General features: G+C 71.7%; 9 protein-coding genes. All 9 read left to right on the top strand.

Going from position 1 to position 17,323, the window contains the following annotated elements:
- The first annotated feature begins 22 nt into the window (after positions 1 to 22).
- Positions 23 to 1,447 carry an aminotransferase-like domain-containing protein gene (locus GKQ77_RS12855; RefSeq protein ID WP_219688854.1) on the top strand — a complete coding sequence of 475 codons (1,425 nt, stop codon included), beginning with the start codon at positions 23 to 25 and terminating at the stop codon, positions 1,445 to 1,447.
- Between the two features lie 97 nt (positions 1,448 to 1,544).
- Positions 1,545 to 2,642: a 3,5-dihydroxyphenylacetyl-CoA synthase DpgA gene (gene dpgA / locus GKQ77_RS12850; protein WP_219688853.1), complete on the top strand. Its 1,098-nt coding sequence runs from the start codon at positions 1,545 to 1,547 to the stop codon at positions 2,640 to 2,642.
- A 47-nt stretch (positions 2,643 to 2,689) separates the two neighbouring features.
- Positions 2,690 to 3,358 carry an enoyl-CoA-hydratase DpgB gene (gene dpgB / locus GKQ77_RS12845; protein WP_219688850.1) on the top strand — a complete coding sequence of 223 codons (669 nt, stop codon included), beginning with the start codon at positions 2,690 to 2,692 and terminating at the stop codon, positions 3,356 to 3,358.
- Positions 3,355 to 4,758, top strand: coding sequence for a (3,5-dihydroxyphenyl)acetyl-CoA 1,2-dioxygenase DpgC (dpgC, locus tag GKQ77_RS12840; protein ID WP_372459866.1), 1,404 nt, complete (start codon positions 3,355 to 3,357; stop codon positions 4,756 to 4,758). The genes dpgB and dpgC overlap by 4 nt, the downstream gene beginning before the upstream one ends.
- Before the next feature lie 10 nt (positions 4,759 to 4,768).
- Positions 4,769 to 5,593, top strand: coding sequence for an alpha/beta fold hydrolase (locus GKQ77_RS12835; RefSeq protein ID WP_219688849.1), 825 nt, complete (start codon positions 4,769 to 4,771; stop codon positions 5,591 to 5,593).
- A gap of 100 nt (positions 5,594 to 5,693) precedes the next feature.
- Positions 5,694 to 5,918: an MbtH family protein gene (locus tag GKQ77_RS12830; protein ID WP_125516556.1), complete on the top strand. Its 225-nt coding sequence runs from the start codon at positions 5,694 to 5,696 to the stop codon at positions 5,916 to 5,918.
- A 47-nt stretch (positions 5,919 to 5,965) separates the two neighbouring features.
- Positions 5,966 to 8,158 carry an ABC transporter ATP-binding protein gene (locus GKQ77_RS12825; RefSeq protein WP_219688851.1) on the top strand — a complete coding sequence of 731 codons (2,193 nt, stop codon included), beginning with the start codon at positions 5,966 to 5,968 and terminating at the stop codon, positions 8,156 to 8,158.
- A gap of 175 nt (positions 8,159 to 8,333) precedes the next feature.
- Positions 8,334 to 9,641 (top strand): sensor histidine kinase, encoded by a 1,308-nt coding sequence (locus GKQ77_RS12820; RefSeq protein ID WP_219688848.1) that lies wholly within the window; start codon positions 8,334 to 8,336, stop codon positions 9,639 to 9,641.
- 168 nt (positions 9,642 to 9,809) lie between these two features.
- The coding region (locus tag GKQ77_RS12815; protein WP_308117643.1) for a non-ribosomal peptide synthetase at positions 9,810 to 17,323 on the top strand (7,514 nt) is incomplete at its 3' end.

Here is a 17,323-nt window from a genome sequence, read left to right as displayed (position 1 = left end):
CGTCCGGGAACTGGGCGCCGCGATGGCCTTCACGGGCGCCGCCACCGTCACGGACATCGGGCCCGACGCGATCCGTACCGCTCCCCGTCCCGCTGCCGCAGATGCTGCCGCCGACGCGGCGCCGGTCCGGGCCGCGCAGCCGCTGCGGAAGGCCGAGCTGCACGCCAGCGTCTGCGACCCGGTCCTGGACACGATGACGTTCCTCAACGAGATCACCTCCCGCTACCCGGAGGCGATCTCCTTCGCGCCGGGCCGCCCCTACGACGGCTTCTTCGACAGCGAGCAGATCTTCACGCACCTGCGCCGGTACCTCAACCACCTGGAGGAGCAGGGGAATTCAGCTCAGCAGGTGCGCACGGCCATGTACCAGTACGGTCCCACCGCGGGCCAGATCCGGGAGATCATCGCCGACTCGCTGCGCGCCGACGAGAACATCGACGTACCCGCCGAGTCCATCGTGGTGACCGTCGGCGCGCAGGAGGCGATGCTCCTCGTGCTGCGCGCCCTCATCACCGGACCCGACGACGTCCTCCTCGTCTCCAGCCCCTGTTACGTGGGAATCACCGGCGCGGCCCGGCTCCTGGACGTCGCCGTCACCGCCGTCGAGGAACGCGAGGACGGGATCTCCTGCGCCGACCTGGAAGCGGCGATCAGGAACGAGCGGGCCCGCGGGCGCCGCCCCCGCGCCTTCTACGTCGTACCCGACCACTCCAACCCCTCCGGCACCACGATGGGCCCGCGCGCCCGCACCGAACTCCTCGCGCTCGCCGCCCGGCACGGCATCCTCGTACTGGAGGACAGCCCCTACCGGCTGGTGAGCCCCGGCCGGCCGCTGCCCACGCTGAAGTCCCTGGACCGCGCGCACAGCGTGGTGCACCTGGGCTCGTTCTCCAAGACGGTGTTCCCCGGCGCCCGGGTGGGCTTCGTCATCGCCGACCAGCCCGTCCTGGACGACGCGGGCCGCACCGGACTGCTCGCGGACGAACTCGCGAAGATCAAGAGCATGGTGACGGTCAACACCTCCTCGCTCAGCCAGGGCGCCGTGGCGGGCGCCCTCCTCGCGGCCGACGGGATGGTCTCGGAGCTGAACACCGCGGCCGCCGCCTACTACGGCGACGCCATGCGGGCCACGCTCAGGGAACTCGACCGCCACCTGCCGGCGGAGCGGCGCGAGGCCATCGGCGTGCGCTGGAACGAACCGACCGGCGGCTTCTTCCTCACCCTGCGCGTGCCGTTCCGCGCCGACAACGCCGCGCTGATCCGCTCGGCACAGGACTTCGGCGTCATCTGGACGCCCATGTCGTACTTCCATCCCGGGGGCGGCGGAACGCATGGAATCCGCCTCTCCACCAGCTATCTGACGCCCACCCAGATCGAGGAGGGCGCCGCGAGGCTCGCCCGCTTCATCGAGGCGTGGAGCGCGACACCAGAAGGGACGGCACCGTGACCGGCACCAACGCCATGCGTGAACCGCGCCGCAGCAAGCCACGAATGTGGGGGTGGACCTTCCGATGACCATCGACATAGCGGCAGCGCCCGAGAGAATGGCGCTGCCCGGGGTGCTTGACGACATCCGGATGGCCCCCGCTCCCCGGATCACCGGAGTGGGCACGGCCGTGAGCGCCACCTCCTACTCCCAGCGGGAAGTGCTCGACGCCTTCGGCATCACCGACCCCAAGGTGCGGTCGGTCTTCCTCAACAGCGCCATCGAGCGCCGCAACCTCACCCTGCCCGCCGAGGACGCCCACGGAGTGCGCGCCCCCGAGTCCCAGGGCGACCTGCTCGACAAGCACAAGGCGCTGGCACTGGAGATGGGCGCCGAGGCCCTGCGCGCCTGCCTGAAGAACGCCGGAGCCGAACTGGCCGACCTGCGCCACCTGTGCTGCGTCACCTCCACCGGCTTCCTCACCCCGGGACTCAGCGCGCTGCTCATAAGGGAGTTGGGCATCGACCGGCACTGCGGCAGGGCCGACATCGTCGGCATGGGCTGCAACGCGGGCCTCAACGCCCTGAGCGTGGAGGCCGGGTGGGCGGCCTCGCACCCCGGCGAACTCGCCGTCGTGCTCTGCGTCGAGGCGTGCTCGGCCGCGTACGCGATGGACTCCACGATGCGCACGGCCGTGGTGAACAGTCTCTTCGGCGACGGCGCCGCGGCCGTCGCGCTCGTCGCGGGGGACGAGCGGGAGCGGGCACCGCAACCGGCCCCGGCGGTGCTGAAGTTCGCCAGCTGCATCATCCCCGAGGCCGTGGACGCGATGCGCTACGACTGGGACCGCGACCAGGGCAGGTTCAGCTTCTTCCTCGACCCGCAGATTCCCTACGTCGTGGGCGCGCACGCCGAGATCGTCGTCGACCGCCTGCTGGCGGGGACCGGACTGCGCAGGAGCGACATACGGCACTGGCTCGTGCACTCCGGGGGCAAGAAGGTCATCGACGCCGTCGTGGTCAACCTCGGGCTGACCCGCCACGACGTACGGCACACCGTCGGCGTGCTGCGCGACCACGGGAACGTCTCCAGCGGATCGTTCCTCTTCTCCTACGAACGCCTCCTCGAAGAGGGGGGCACCCGGCCCGGCGAGTACGGAGTGCTCATGACCATGGGCCCGGGCTCCACGATCGAGACGGCGCTGATCCGATGGTGAGGGCGAGCCACGGCGAGGACGGGCCGACGGTGAGGACGGACGGGACCATGAAACCCCTGCGCGCACTGGAACTGGACGGCTCCGAGCCCCTCTCCGCCACGGCCGTCAAGGCCGTCGCGGACCTCTGCGACCGGGCCGAGGACCCGGAAAACCACGCCCTCGCGGTCGTCCATGTCACGGGGGCGCCGCACGGCGACTGGACCGGCGGCCTCGACGTCATGCTGGTCACCAAGTGGGAGCGCGCCCTGCGCCGCCTGGAACGGCTGCCGGCGGCCACGGTCGCGGTCGCCCGGGGCGACTGCGGCGGGACCGCGCTCGACGCGTTCCTCGCCGCCGACCTCCGCGTGGCCGCCCCGGACACCCGGCTCCTCGTCCCGCGCGATGCCACGGCCACCTGGCCCGGCATGGCCGGCTACCGCCTGGTCCAGCTCGCCGGGGCCGCACGGGTCCGCAAGGCCGTCCTGTTCGGCCAACCGATCGACGCGGCCGAGGCGCTGGCACTGGGCATCGTCGACGAAGTGACCGACGACCCGGCGGCGGCCGTGACCGCGGCGGCAGGACTCGCGCACGGCCTGTCCGGCAAAGAGATCGCGATCCGGCGGCAGTTGCTGTTCGACGCCGCGACGACCAGCTTCGAGGACGCCCTGGGCGCCCACCTCGCGGCCTGCGACCGCGCCCTGCGGCAGAATGCCGACAAGGAGGTGGCGGCGTCGTGACGACCGTCCACCACGCCCCCGCAGCGCCCTCACCCACGGCCCCCGGGGACGTCAGGGACGTCTGGCAGGCCCTGACCGCCTCGTCCGGAGCCGTCGCCCGCGCCGACGAACTGGCCAGGGTCCTGCCGGAACCGCCCGCCCGCACACCCGGCGAGCGGGCCGCGATCGCCGCCGCCAAGGACGCGGCCCGCGCACTACGGGCCGCGTTCCTCGACGCGTACGCCGACGCCGTGTACGACCGGCTGACCAGCGGTCGCACCCTGTCGCTCCGCATCGACGAACTCCTCGACGCCGCCGCCACCGAGCTGCCGGGCCTGGTGCCCGACGAGGCCCTGCTCGCCGCCGAGCGCGCCAGGCCCCAGGCGGCCAAGGAGGGGCACGAGATCGACCAGGGCATCTTCCTGCGCGCGGTGCTCCGCTCACCCACGGCGGGCCCGCACCTGCTCGACGCCATGCTCCGGCCAACACCGCGCGCCCTGGCGCTCCTTGAGGAGTTCACGCTCACCGGCGCGGTGCGGATGGAGTCCGTGCGCCTCGAACGCGGCGGCGACGGCGTGGCGCGGCTGACGCTGTGCCGCGACGACCGCCTGAACGCCGAGGACACCCGCCAGGTCGACGACATGGAGACCGCAGTCGACCTCGCCCTTCTCGACCCGGCGGTACGGGTCGGGCTGCTGCGCGGCGGGGAGATGAGCCATCCGCGCTACCGCGGCAGGCGGGTGTTCAGCGCGGGCATCAACCTCAAGAGCCTCAGCTCCGGAGACATACCGCTGGTCGGGTTCCTGCTGCGCCGTGAACTCGGCTACCTCCACAAGCTCGTACGCGGTGTGCTCATCGACCACGCGGGCCAGTGGCACTCGCCCCGCGTGGAGAAGCCGTGGGTCGCCGCCGTGGACGGCTTCGCCATCGGCGGCGGGGCCCAGGTCCTGCTCGTCTGCGACCACGTGCTCGCCGCGTCCGACGCCTATCTCAGCCTGCCCGCGGCGAAGGAGGGCATCATCCCCGGCGTCGCCAACTTCCGGCTCACCCGGTACGCGGGCCCCAGGCTCGCCCGGCAGATCATCCTCCAAGGCCGCAGGATCAGGGCTGCCGAACCGGCCGCGCGGCTCCTGGTCGACGAGGTCGTGGAACCGGAGGACATGGACGCCGCGGTCGAACGCGTCGTGGCCGGGCTCGACGGCGCCGCCGTGCTCGCCAACCGCCGCATGCTCAACCTCGCCGAGGAACCACCGGACGCGTTCCGCGCGTACATGGCGGAGTTCGCGCTCCAGCAGGCCCTGCGGATCTACGGCCAGGACGTCATCGACAAGGTCGGCCGCTTCGCCGCGACCTCGAAGGACGGCCCGCCGGGTGGCCCGCAGGAGGACCCGCAGGACGGTCCGCCGGGCTCCGGCGGCTGAAGGGAGCCCCATGCCGATCGCCCGGACAGGCGGCACACGACTCTCCTACGAGGAGTACGGCACCGGAGAACCGGTCGTCATGGTCACCGGCACCGGGGCACCCGGCCGGATGTGGCGCACCCACCAGGTGCCCGCCCTCACCCGGGCGGGGTACCGGGTGATCACCCTCGACAACCGGGGGATCCCGCCGAGCGACCCCTGCCCCGAGGGGTTCACCCTGCACGACATGGCGGCGGACATCGCGGGCCTCATCGAGCACCTGGGCGAGGGCGCCTGCCGGATCGTCGGCTACTCGCTCGGCGCGATCGCCGTCCAGGAACTGCTCCTGGCCCGCCCCGAACTCGTACGCCAGGCCGTCCTGATGGCGACCAGCGGACGAACGGACGCGCTGACCGCCGCGATGACCGCCGCAGACATGGACCTCGCCGACATGCGACTCGGCGACAGCGGGGGCAAGTTGCCGCCCCGCTACACGGCCTACGTACAGGCACTCCAGAATCTCTCGCCGCGGACGCTGAACGACGACGAGCGGCTGCGGGACTGGCTCGCCGTCTTCGAGATGTCGGACCTCGACCGCTCGGGGCTGCGCGGCCAGCTCGGGCTCCAGCTGATCCCGGACCGCCTGCGGGACTACCGGCGCATCAACAGGCCGTGTCTGGTCATCGGGTTCCGGGACGACCTCGTCGTCCGCCCGCGGCTGTCCCGCGAGGTCGCGCAGAGCATTCCGGGAAGCACCTATACCGAGATCCCGGGATGCGGCCACTACGGATATCTGGAGAGGCCCGCCGCCGTGAATTCGGCGATCACCGGTTTCTTCGCCGGACGAACACCGTGAATTCCATCCCGCGTCAGGCACGCACTGGACGCCCTTGTCGGCCCACGGGCCCCCGGCTAGCGTAAACACATCCTGCCGACAGAAATTGATCGGAGTGGTCATGCCCAACCCGTTCGACGACGAAAACGGAACCTTCCTCGTTCTTGTCAACGACGAGAACCAGCATTCGCTCTGGCCCTCCTTCGCCGAAGTACCGGCCGGCTGGAAGGCCGTCTTCGGCGAGGACACGCGGGAGGCCTGCCTCGCGTACATAGAGGAGAACTGGACGGACATCCGGCCCAAGAGCCTCATCGAGGAGATGGAGAAGTACGAAGCCGCCGGCTAGGCGCGCCCGGACCGCAACGACAACGGAAACGGGAGGTTTTCGTGGCCATGATCGGTGGCCCGGGGCCGGTGATAATGAGCGGCGGTATGGGGCCGGACCAGCCGGTGACCAAACAGCGAATCAAGCCCGGCACGGCGAAACGCGTCATCCCCTACACGAAACCGTACCGCCTCAACATCGTGCTTCTCCTGGTCATCACCGCGCTCAACGCGGCGAACGTGGTGGCCACGCCCATCCTGTTCATGTACCTCATCGACGATGGAATCGTCGAACGCAACAACTCGGTCGTCGTGTGGATCTCCGTGGCGGTCGCCGCCCTCGCGCTGCTGAGCACCGCGCTCGGATTCGCGGAGGCCTGGTACTCGGGCCGGATCAGCGAGGGGCTCATCTACGACCTCCGCACCAAGATCTTCGACCATGTGCAGCGCCAGCCACTGGCGTTCTTCACCCGCGCGCAGACGGGGTCGCTCGTCAGCAGGCTGAACACCGATGTGGTCGGCGCCCAACAGGCGGTCACGACACTGCTGTCCACGGTGGCGTCGGCCGGCCTCACGCTGGTCCTCGTACTGATCACGATGTTCTATCTGTCCTGGGTGGTCACTCTGATCTCCCTGGTGATCATTCCGCTGTTCATCCTGCCCGGGAAGCTGGTCGGCGGCAGGCTCCAGCGGATCATGCGGGAGCACATGCAGGTCAACGCCGAGGTCGGCTCGTTCATGAGCGAGCGGTTCAACGTCACGGGCGCCCTGCTCGCCAAGTTGTACGGCCGTCCCGCGAGCGAGACGGGCATGTTCTCCGGGCTCGCGGCCAAGGGCCGGGACCTCGGCATCCTGACCGCCGTCTACGGCAAGATGCTCTTCCTGACGATGATGCTGGTGGGCTCGCTCGCCACCGCGCTCGTCTACGGTCTTGGCGGCAGCCTCGTCATCGACGGCACCTTCCAGATCGGCACCCTGGTGGCGCTGGCCACCCTGATCACCCGTCTGATGGGCCCCATCAACCAGCTCGCCGGAGCACAGACGAGCGTGCTGACGGCGCTCGTCAGCTTCGACCGGCTCTTCGAGATCCTCGACCTCAAGCCGCTGATCTCCGAGAAGCCGGACGCCGTGCCCCTGCCCGCCACGAGCCAACGCGGCGGTACAGCACCCGAGATCGTGTTCGACGGGGTCTCCTTCCGCTACCCGAGGGCCGCCGACGTCTCGCTCGCCTCGCTGGAGTCCATCGCCCTGCCCATGCAGGAACGCACGCAGAACACCTGGACCCTCAGCGACCTCAACTTCACCGCACCCGCGGGCAAGCTGACCGCGCTTGTCGGTCCGTCCGGCGCGGGCAAGACGACCATCACCCACCTGGTGCCACGGCTGTACGACCCGGTCGAGGGCGCCATCAGGATCGGCGGGCACGACATCCGCGACGTGACGCTGCGGTCGCTGAACGACACCGTCGGCATGGTCACGCAGGACGCGCACCTCTTCCACGCGACCCTCCGCGACAACCTGGCGTACGCGCGCCCCGACGCCACCGAGCAGGAACTGGTCGAAGCGTGCAAGGCGGCACAGATCTGGGAGCTGATCGAGAGCCTGCCGGACGGCTTCGACACCGTCGTCGGCGACCGCGGCTACCGGTTCTCCGGCGGCGAGAAGCAGCGCGTCGCGATGGCGCGGCTACTGCTGAAGGCCCCGCCCATCGTCGTGCTCGACGAGGCGACCGCACACCTCGACTCGGAGTCCGAGGCGGCGCTGCAGCGGGCCCTGAAGACCGCACTGAAGGGCCGCACCTCGTTGGTGATCGCCCACCGGCTCTCCACCATCCGCGACGCCGACCAGATCCTCGTCGTCGACCAGGGCAGGGTCCAGGAGCGCGGCACCCACGAAGAGCTGATGGAACTGGACGGGCTCTACGCGGAGTTGTACCGCACGCAGTTCTCCCGCCAGCCGTCCGTCAACGGTGACGCGCCGGCGCTGGAATCCGGGAACGGCGCGGTGCCGGTGCCCGAGCCGGTGGGCGGGCCGCCGCCCGGCCCGCCCGGCACCATGTTCACCGGTGGCCCGGGTGGTCCCGGTGGCCCGGGTGGTCCCGGAGGGCCGGGAGGTCCCGGGGGGCCGGGAGTCTTCTTCGCCCCCGGCGGTCCCGGCGGTCCTGGTGGCCCCGGCGGTCCTGGCGGGCCGGGCCCTGGCCCGCATGGCCCAGGCCCAGGACCAGGACCAGGACCAGGGGGTGTGCCGCCCGGCCACGGGTGAGCCCCACCTCCGTACCGGAGAAGGACGACCGGCATCCGCGACGCGCGCATCGGCGTCGCGGATGCCGTTTTCCCGCCGGGTCCCGGATTTCGCCGGGGCGACTCGGGGGCGGCGCGGCGGGGGTAGCCTGGCACACGTCTGTGTGCCCGGGTACCGGATGTGAGGTGCGATGCCGATGCGTCTGCCCAGCTCGGCCCACGCGGCCCGGTTCCGCGCCTGGGCGGCCGCCCGCCTCCTGCCCAAACGGGTGCGCATGCGGCTCACCCTGCTGTACGGATCGCTCTTCGTCGTCTCCGGCGCCGTCCTGCTGACGATCACCTATCTGCTGGTCAGCCGCTCCAACGGCGTCTTCGTCTTCAGCCGCGAGAAGTCCGGCCCGCCCACGGACGACGGCGTCCACATGTACACGGAAAGCGGCGCCTCCTCCGCCCTCAAGGGCATCGCCGAGGCGCGGCGCCAGCAGGCGATGCGCCAGCACGAGATGGAGATGAACCGCCTGCTGATCGAGTCGGGCGTCGCCCTGGCCATCATGTCGGTGATCGCGATCGGCCTCGGCTGGTTCGTCGCGGGGCGGGTGCTGCGCCCGCTGCGCACGATGACCTCCACCATCCAGCGGATCTCCGCGCACAACGTGCACGAGCGGCTGGCCGCCGAGGGACCGGCCGACGAACTGAAGGACCTCGCGGAGACGGTCGACGGGCTGCTCGGCCGTCTCGAGGGCGCCCTCGACTCCCACAAACGGTTCGTCGCCAACGCCGCGCACGAACTGCGTACGCCACTGACCGTCGAACACGCCCTTCTTGAGGAGGCGTTGATCGACCGTGACGCCACCGTCGAGTCCTTCCGGTCCAACTTCGAGCGGCTGCTGCTCCTCAGCGAGCAGCAGGCACGGCTTCTGGAGTCCCTGCTGACCTTGTCGAGCAGCGAACGCGGCCTGGACCAGCGCCAACCGCTCGAACTGGCCGCTCTCGCGGAGAAGGCGGTGCTCGGCTGCCGTGAGCAGGCGGAGCGGCGGGGGCTGCGGGTGGATCCGGTGACCGAGCCCGCCGGCACCTGGGGCGACAGCGCGCTGGTGGAGCGCCTGCTGGCCAACCTCCTGGACAACGCCATCGGTTACAACGTGCCCGACGGCTGGGTGAGGCTCGTGACCCGCGTCGAGGGCGAGCACGCCGTCGTCCGCGTGGCCAATTCCGGCAACCTGATTCCGCCGGACCGGGTGGGCCGCCTCTTCGAACCGTTCCAGCGCCTTGACCGCACCGCGGGCGACGGACACCACGGGCTCGGCCTGTCGATCGTGCGCTCCATCGCCACCGCCCACGGCGCGACCCTGGACGCGCACGCCAGGCCGGAGGGCGGTCTCGTCGTCGAGGTCGCCTTCCCGCTCCGGGCGGCGCGGCGCCCGCAGGCCCGGCAGCAGAACGGCGGGCAACGCCGGCCGCGGGCCGCCTCCGTGACGACCGCGGGCGACTCCGCCTCCGGGTGATTCCGCCCCCGGGCGGCCACTGTGGACGGTCGCGTCAATTCCCCCCTCGGCCATAGCATCGAATTCACCGCGCTTGTTCATGCGCCTGCCCGGTGTCCAAGTGCGCACGGCGCGCGGTTGGACGGCTCGGGAATGAAATAGCCGACGCGGTTCGCGCGGCGAGGGGGAATGATGAACGGCAAAGCTGGTCGCACTCTGCCCTTGCTCGATTCCCAGGAAGGAATCTGGCTGGCGCAGCGCGTGGAAGGCTCCCGTCGGATGTACGGCGTCGGTCAGTACGTCCAGATATCGGGGCCCATTGACGCACGGTTATTCGAGCGTGCGTTGCGGCAGGTGGTGGGCGAAACGGAAATCCTGCGGGTGCGGTTCGTGGAGGACGGCGACAAGGTCTCGCAGGTACTCGCCCCCGCACAGCCGCCCGCTTCTTTTCTCGACTCCACGCCCCTTCTGGACTCCGTCGATGTCAGTGCGGAGGACGATCCCGAAACCGCCGCCGATGACTGGATGCGGGCGGAACTGCACCAGGAGAGGGGCCCTGATTCCGACCGGCCCTTCTCGTACACGCTCCTTCGGCTGGCCCCCGACCGGCACATCTGGTTCCAGCGCTACGACCACCTGCTGATGGACGTGTTCGGCTGTTCCCTCGTGGCCCGCCGCCTCGCGCACGTCTATACGGCGACGCTGCGCGGGCAGGCCCCGGAACCGGCCGGGCACGCCTCGCTCGGCGAGCTGGTCGAGGAGGAGTCCGCGTACCGCGCGTCGGAGCGGTACGCGCGCGACCGGCAGTACTGGCTCGACCGTTTCGCCGACCGGCCGGACCTGCCCGATGTCCCCGGCCCCGGCCCGGCCGCACGGTCCGAGTCCCAAGCCGAGCGCGAGCCCAAGCCTGAATCCGAGCCCGAGCCCGAACCTGCGCGCGAGCCCGAGATCCTGCGGGAGACGGGCCACTTGGCGCCCTCCGCCGTGGAGGCGCTGCGCGCGGCGGCCGACCGTGCCGAGGTGAGCTGGCCCAGGCTCGTCGTCGCCGCGGTCGCCGCCTTCACGGGCCGTATGACGGGATCGGCCGAAGCCCTCCTGAGCCTCCCGGTCCCCGGCCGGGCGAGCGACCAGGCGCGGCGCACCCCCTGCACCATGGCGAACCTGCTTCCCCTGCGGCTGCCCGTCGCCCCCGGAAGGAGCCTGCTGGATCTGGTGCGGGCGGCAGGGAGCGAGATCGACGGCCTCCTCGCGCACCAGGGCTTCCGGGGCGAACGGCTGCGTCGCGAACTCAACTGGCCGGTGGGCGACCGCTGGCACTTCGGCCCCTCCGTCAACGTCATGCCGACGGCCGGCGAGAGCCTGTGGTTCGGCGAGCACCAGGGCGTCGTACGCGATCTGTCGAGCAGGCGCGTCGAGGACTTCGGCGTGCTGGTGAGCGGCTGGTCGGCGGGCGAGGGCATGCGGGTCACCTTCGAGGCCAACCCCGCGCTGTACAGCCGCGACTGGCTCCGGGCGGCACACCGGTCGTTCCTGACGTTCCTGGAGCGCGCGGTCACGGACCCGTCGGCGCCGGTCGGGCGCGTCGAGGCGGTGGGCGCAGCCGAGCGCGACGCGTTGGTGCGGGCAGGGAGCGCCGTCGCGCGGCCGCCCGCCGCGGACTCGGTGCCCGCTCTGCTGGCCCGCCAGCTCGGCTGGTCGATGGACGCGGTGGCGGTCGTGGACGGCGAACGGACCATGTCCTACGGCGAGTTGGACGCGGAGTCGGGGCGTCTCGCGTCGTATCTGGCCGGGGTCGGCGTGCGGCGCGGGGACCGGGTCGCGGTGGTGATGGAGCGCTCCGCTGAGCTGATCGTCGCGCTGCTCGCGGTGTGGCGGGCGGGCGCGGCGTTCGTGCCGGTGGACGTGGAGTATCCGGCGGAGCGGGTGGCGTTCCTGCTGGCCGACTCGGACCCGGCGGCGGTGGTGTGCACCGAGGCCTACCGGGGCGCGATACCCGTGGACAGCGGGGCGGAGCCGGTGGTCATCGACGACCCCCTGGTACGGGCGGCCGTCACCGCGTGCCGGATCGACGGTCCCGATGTCCCGGTGGACGGGCAGGACCTCGCGTACGTGATGTACACATCGGGCTCGACGGGGGTGCCCAAGGGCGTGGCGGTGCCGCACGGGGGTGTGGCGGCGCTGGTGGCTCCCGACGCGGGCTGGGCGGTCGGTGCGGGTGACGCGGTGCTGATGCACGCGCCCCACGCCTTCGACGTGTCGCTGTTCGAGGTGTGGGTGCCGCTGGTCGCGGGCGGCCGGGTCGTGGTCGCCGGACCGGGTGTGGTGGACGCGGGGCGGATCCGGGCAGCGGTCGCGGAGGGCGTGTCGGCGCTGCATGTCACGGCGGGCATGTTCCGGGTCCTCGCCGAGGAGTCCCCGGAGTGTTTCGCGGGGCTCGGTGAGGTGCTGACGGGCGGCGACGTGGTGCCCGCCGGGGCGGTGGCGCGGGTGGCGCGGAGCTGCCCGGAGGTGGCGGTGCGGCACCTGTATGGGCCGACGGAGACCACGCTGTGCGCGACATGGCACCAGCTGCCCGCGGGCGCGGCGGGCGGTCCGGTGCTGCCGATCGGCCGCCCGCTGGGCAGCCGTCAGGCGTATGTGCTGGACGCGGCGCTCCAGCCCGTCCCGGCGGGCGTCGTGGGGGAGCTGTATGTGGCGGGGGCGGGCCTGGCGCGCGGATATCAGGGGCGCCCGGGCCTGACCGCGGAACGGTTCGTGGCGTGCCCGTTCGGCGACGGCGGCCGGATGTACCGCACCGGTGACCTCGTGCGGTGGGCGCCCGAGGGCGAGTTGGTGTTCGTGGGGCGCGCGGACGAGCAGGTGAAGGTCCGCGGGTTCCGGGTGGAGCCCGGCGAGGTCGAACTGGTCCTCGCCGGGCATGAGTCGGTGGCCCAGGCGGTCGTGGTGGCCCGCCGGGACGGCGGCCCCGGCGGCGACAAGCGCCTGGTCGGCTACGTCGTACCGGACGGGCGGTCCGCCGTGGATCCCCGGCTGCTGCGGGAGCACGTGGCCAGGGCCCTGCCGGAGTACATGGTCCCGGCGGCGGTGCTGGTCCTCGATGCGCTGCCCCTCACCGCGAACGGGAAGCTCGACAGGTCCGCCCTGCCGTCGCCCGACTTCGCGGACGCGGGCGGCGCCCGGGGGCCCGCGACGCCCGTGGAGGAGGTGCTGTGCGCCCTGTTCGGCGAGGTCCTGGGCCTGGGGCGGGTCGGCGCCGACGCGTCGTTCTTCGATCTCGGCGGTGACTCGCTCCTCGGGATGCGGCTGGTGGCGCGGGTGCGAGCGGTCCTGGACGCGGAGGTGGGGATCGGGGACCTGTTCGGCGCCCCGACGGCGGCGGACCTGGCCCGCCTGATCGACGACGGGGGCGCAAGCGGTCTCGCGGAGGAGGCACGGGCCGTACTGCGTCCGCGAACGCGCCCGCAGGCGGTGCCGTTGTCGTTCGCGCAGCAGCGGATGTGGTTCCTCAACCGGATGGCGGACTCGGTCCCGGGCGCGGCCGCCGCCTACAACTTGCCGCTGACGCTGCGGATCTCAGGCGCCCTGGACATCTCCGCCCTGGAAGCGGCGCTCGGTGACGTGGCCGACCGGCACGAGAGTCTGCGCACGGTGCTCCCGGACGCCGAGGGCGTCCCGTACCAGCGGGTGCTGGAGGGCGAGGAGAGCCGCCCGCCCTTGACCGTGACACCGGCCGGCGAGGAGCGGCTCCCCGAGGTGCTCGCCGCACAGCTGAGTGAGGGCTTCGATCTGCGGGTGGATGTGCCGTGGCGGGTGTGGTTGTTGGTGGTGGGTCCGGGTGAGTTCGTGTTGTCGGTGGTGGCTCATCATGTGGCGGTTGATGGCTGGTCGATGGGGGTGTTGGCGCGGGATCTTGAGGTGGCGTACGGGGCTCGGTGTGAGGGGCGGGCTCCTGGCTGGCGGCCTTTGCCGGTGCAGTACGCGGATTACGCGTTGTGGCAGCGGGAGATGCTGGGCGGTCTTGATGACCCGGCGAGTGTGATCAGCGGCCAGTTGGCGTACTGGCGGGATGTGTTGTCCGGTGTTCCGCAGGAGATCGCTCTGCCGGTGGACCGGGCTCGTCCGGTGGTGCCTTCGTTCGAGGGGCGTCTGGTGGCGGTGGCCGCAGGCGCGGAGACGCATGCGCGGCTGGTGGAGGTTGCCGGGCGGGGCCGGGCGACGATGTTCATGGTCGTGCACGCGGCGGTGAGTGTGCTCCTTGCCCGGTTGGGGGCGGGGGAGGACATTCCGCTGGGGACGCCGGTGGCCGGTCGTGGTGATGCGGCGTTGGAGGAGCTGGCGGGTTTCTTCGTGAACACGCTGGTGCTGCGGACGGATCTGAGTGGTGATCCGACGTTCGCGGAGCTGCTGGAGCGGGTGCGGGCCACCGATCTGGCCGCGTACGCCCACCAGGACGTGCCCTTCGAACGCCTCGTCGAAGAACTGAACCCCTCTCGTTCCGTCTCCCGCAATCCGCTCTTCCAGGTGATGCTCGCCCTGCCGAACCTGCCCGACCCGGAGTGGAAACTCCAGGGCCTGAGGGTGCGCCCGCTGCCGATGGTCGCGCCCGCCGCGCGCTTCGACCTCGCGGTCACGCTCACCGAGCGGCGCGACGAGCGGGGTGCCCCGGCCGGGCTTGACGGTGACGTCCTCCTGGCCGCGGACCTGTTCGACGAGAAGACGGCCCGGAAGCTGGCCGAGCGCCTGGTGTACGTCCTCGAACAGGTCGCCGCCGACCCGGAGATCCGGCTCAGCGACGTGGACGTTTTGACGGCGGAAGAGCGCGCCCAGGTGGTGGAGCGCTGGAACGATACGGCAGTCGCCGGCACGGACACCTTGGTGCCGGGCCTGTTCGAGGAGTGGGCGGGCCGCACGCCGGACGCGGTGGCGGTGCGGTGCGGCCAGGACGTGGTGTCGTACGGGGAGTTGGAGGCGCGGGCGAACCGGCTGGCCCGCCACTTGACGGGCCTCGGTGTCGGCCGTGAGGACAAGGTGGGCCTGTGCCTGCCGCGCGGGATCGACATGGTCGTCGGTGAGCTGGCGGTGTGGAAGGCGGGCGGTGCGTTCGTGCCGCTGGACCCGGAGTACCCGGCGGACCGGCTCGCGTTCATGGTCGCCGACAGCGGGGCGCGGGTCGTACTGGGCACCGCCGCCACCATGACCGGCGTACCGGTGGCGGCGCAGGTGGTGCTGCTGGACGAGCCGCGGACCACGGCGGCGTTGGCGGCGCAGCCCCCGGCCCCCCTGCACACGGCTGCCCTGCCCGACCAACTCGCCTACGTCATCTACACCTCCGGCTCGACAGGCCGCCCGAAGGGTGTCGCCGTGGCCCACGGCGGGGTGGCGAACCTCGCTGAGGCCATGCGACCGGCGATGGGTGTGGCCGAGGGCGTGGCCGTACTCCAGTTCGCGTCGTTCAGCTTCGACGCGGCTGTCCTTGACGTGGCGGTGACGCTGGCCGCGGGCGGCACGCTCGCCATCGCGACGAGCCGGGAACGTGCCGAGCCCGCCGCACTGGCCCGGATGATCGACACGACCGGGGTGAGCACGGCGAGCGTGGTGCCGTCGCTGCTGGGCGTGCTGGATCCGGCGGCCGTGCCGGGCGTACGCAACTGGGTACTCGGCGCGGAATTGCTCACCGCCGACCTGGCGAGCCGTTGGACTCCCCAGGCCCGGGTCTGGAACACGTACGGGCCCACCGAGGCGACCGTGATGGCCACCGTCGGACCGGTCGACGCCAGGCTCACGGCGGACGACGAACCCCCGCCGATCGGGCGCCCCCTCGCCAACATGCGTACGTACGTGCTCGACGGCTTCCTGCGCCCGGTGCCGCCGGGCGTGGTGGGCGAGGTGTATATCGCGGGGCCCGGTGTGGCGCGCGGCTATGTGGGGCGGGCGGGCCTTACGGCGGAGCGGTTCGTCGCCTGCCCGTTCGGTGCGGGCGGGCGGATGTACCGGACCGGGGACCTGGCCCGGTGGACGTCCGACGGGCAGTTGCTCTTCGCCGGGCGCGCCGACGACCAGGTGAAGATCCGTGGGTTCCGGGTGGAGCTGGGCGAGGTCGAGGCGGCGCTCTCCGGGCACCCGGCGGTCCGGCAGGCCGTGGCGGTCGTACGCGAGGACCGACCGGGCGACCGGCGCCTGGTCGCCTACCTCGTACCTGACGGCAAGCACGTACCCGAGGGGAAGCCCCTCTCCGAGTACGGCATCGACCCCCAGCGCATCCGCGACCAACTGGCCTCCCGCCTCCCGGAGTTCATGGTCCCCGCAGCCGTACTCGTCCTCGACGCGCTGCCGCTCACGGTGAACGGCAAGCTGGACCGGGCGGCGCTGCCCGCGCCGGACTTCACCCCCCGGGCCTTTGGCCGGGAGCCGCGTACGCAGACCGAGGAGATCTTGTGCGGCCTGTTCGGAGAGGTGCTCGGCCTTGAGTGGGTCGGGGCCGAGGACGGGTTCTTCGAACTCGGCGGCGACTCGCTGCTGGCGATGCGGCTGATCTCCCGGGTGCGGGCGGTGCTGGAGGCGGAGGTGGGCATCGCCGAACTGTTCGGCGCGCCGACCGTGGCGGGCCTCGCCCGGCTGATCGACGGGGACGGCAGCGGCCTCGCGGGGGAGGCGCGGGCCGCGCTGCGCCCGCGGCCGCGGCCGGACGTGGTGCCGTTGTCGTTCGCGCAGCAGCGGATGTGGTTCCTGAACCGGATGGAGGAGTCGGTCCCGGGCGCGGCCGCCGCGTACAACGTGCCCCTGGTGCTGCGCATTTCGGGCGTGCTCGATGTGGCGGCGCTAGAAGCGGCGCTCGGCGATGTGGCGGAGCGGCACGAGAGCCTGCGCACGGTCTTCCCCGACACCGACGGTGTCCCGCGCCAGCGCGTCCTGCGCGGAAGGGCGGGCCGCCCGCCCCTGACCATCGTGCACTGCGACGAGGAGCTGGTGGCCGGGGCGCTCGTCGAGGAACTGGGCGGCGGCTTCGATCTGCGGGTGGATGTGCCGTGGCGGGTGTGGTTGTTGGTGGTGGGTCCGGGTGAGTTCGTGTTGTCGGTGGTGGCTCATCATGTGGCGGTTGATGGCTGGTCGATGGGGGTGTTGGCGCGGGATCTTGAGGTGGCGTACGGGGCTCGGTGTGAGGGGCGGGCTCCTGGCTGGCGGCCTTTGCCGGTGCAGTACGCGGATTACGCGTTGTGGCAGCGGGAGATGCTGGGTGGTCTTGATGATCCGGCGAGTGTGATCAGCGGCCAGTTGGCGTACTGGCGGGATGTGTTGTCCGGTGTTCCGCAGGAGATCGCTCTGCCGGTGGACCGGGTGCGTCCGGTGGTGCCTTCGTTCGAGGGGCGTCTGGTGGCGGTGGCCGCAGGCGCGGAGACGCATGCGCGGCTGGTGGAGGTTGCCGGGCGGGGCCGGGCGACGATGTTCATGGTCGTGCACGCGGCGGTGAGTGTGCTCCTTGCCCGGTTGGGGGCGGGGGAGGACATTCCGCTGGGGACGCCGGTGGCCGGTCGTGGTGATGCGGCGTTGGAGGAGCTGGCGGGTTTCTTCGTGAACACGCTGGTGCTGCGGACGGATCTGAGTGGTGATCCGACGTTCGCGGAGCTGCTGGAGCGGGTGCGGGCCACCGATCTGGCCGCGTACGCCCACCAGGACGTGCCCTTCGAACGCCTCGTCGAAGAACT

The organism is Streptomyces anatolicus (assembly GCF_019400875.1).
Taxonomy (GTDB): Bacteria; Actinomycetota; Actinomycetes; order Streptomycetales; family Streptomycetaceae; genus Streptomyces; species Streptomyces anatolicus.
This window is presented reverse-complemented; position numbering and strand designations above follow the sequence as displayed.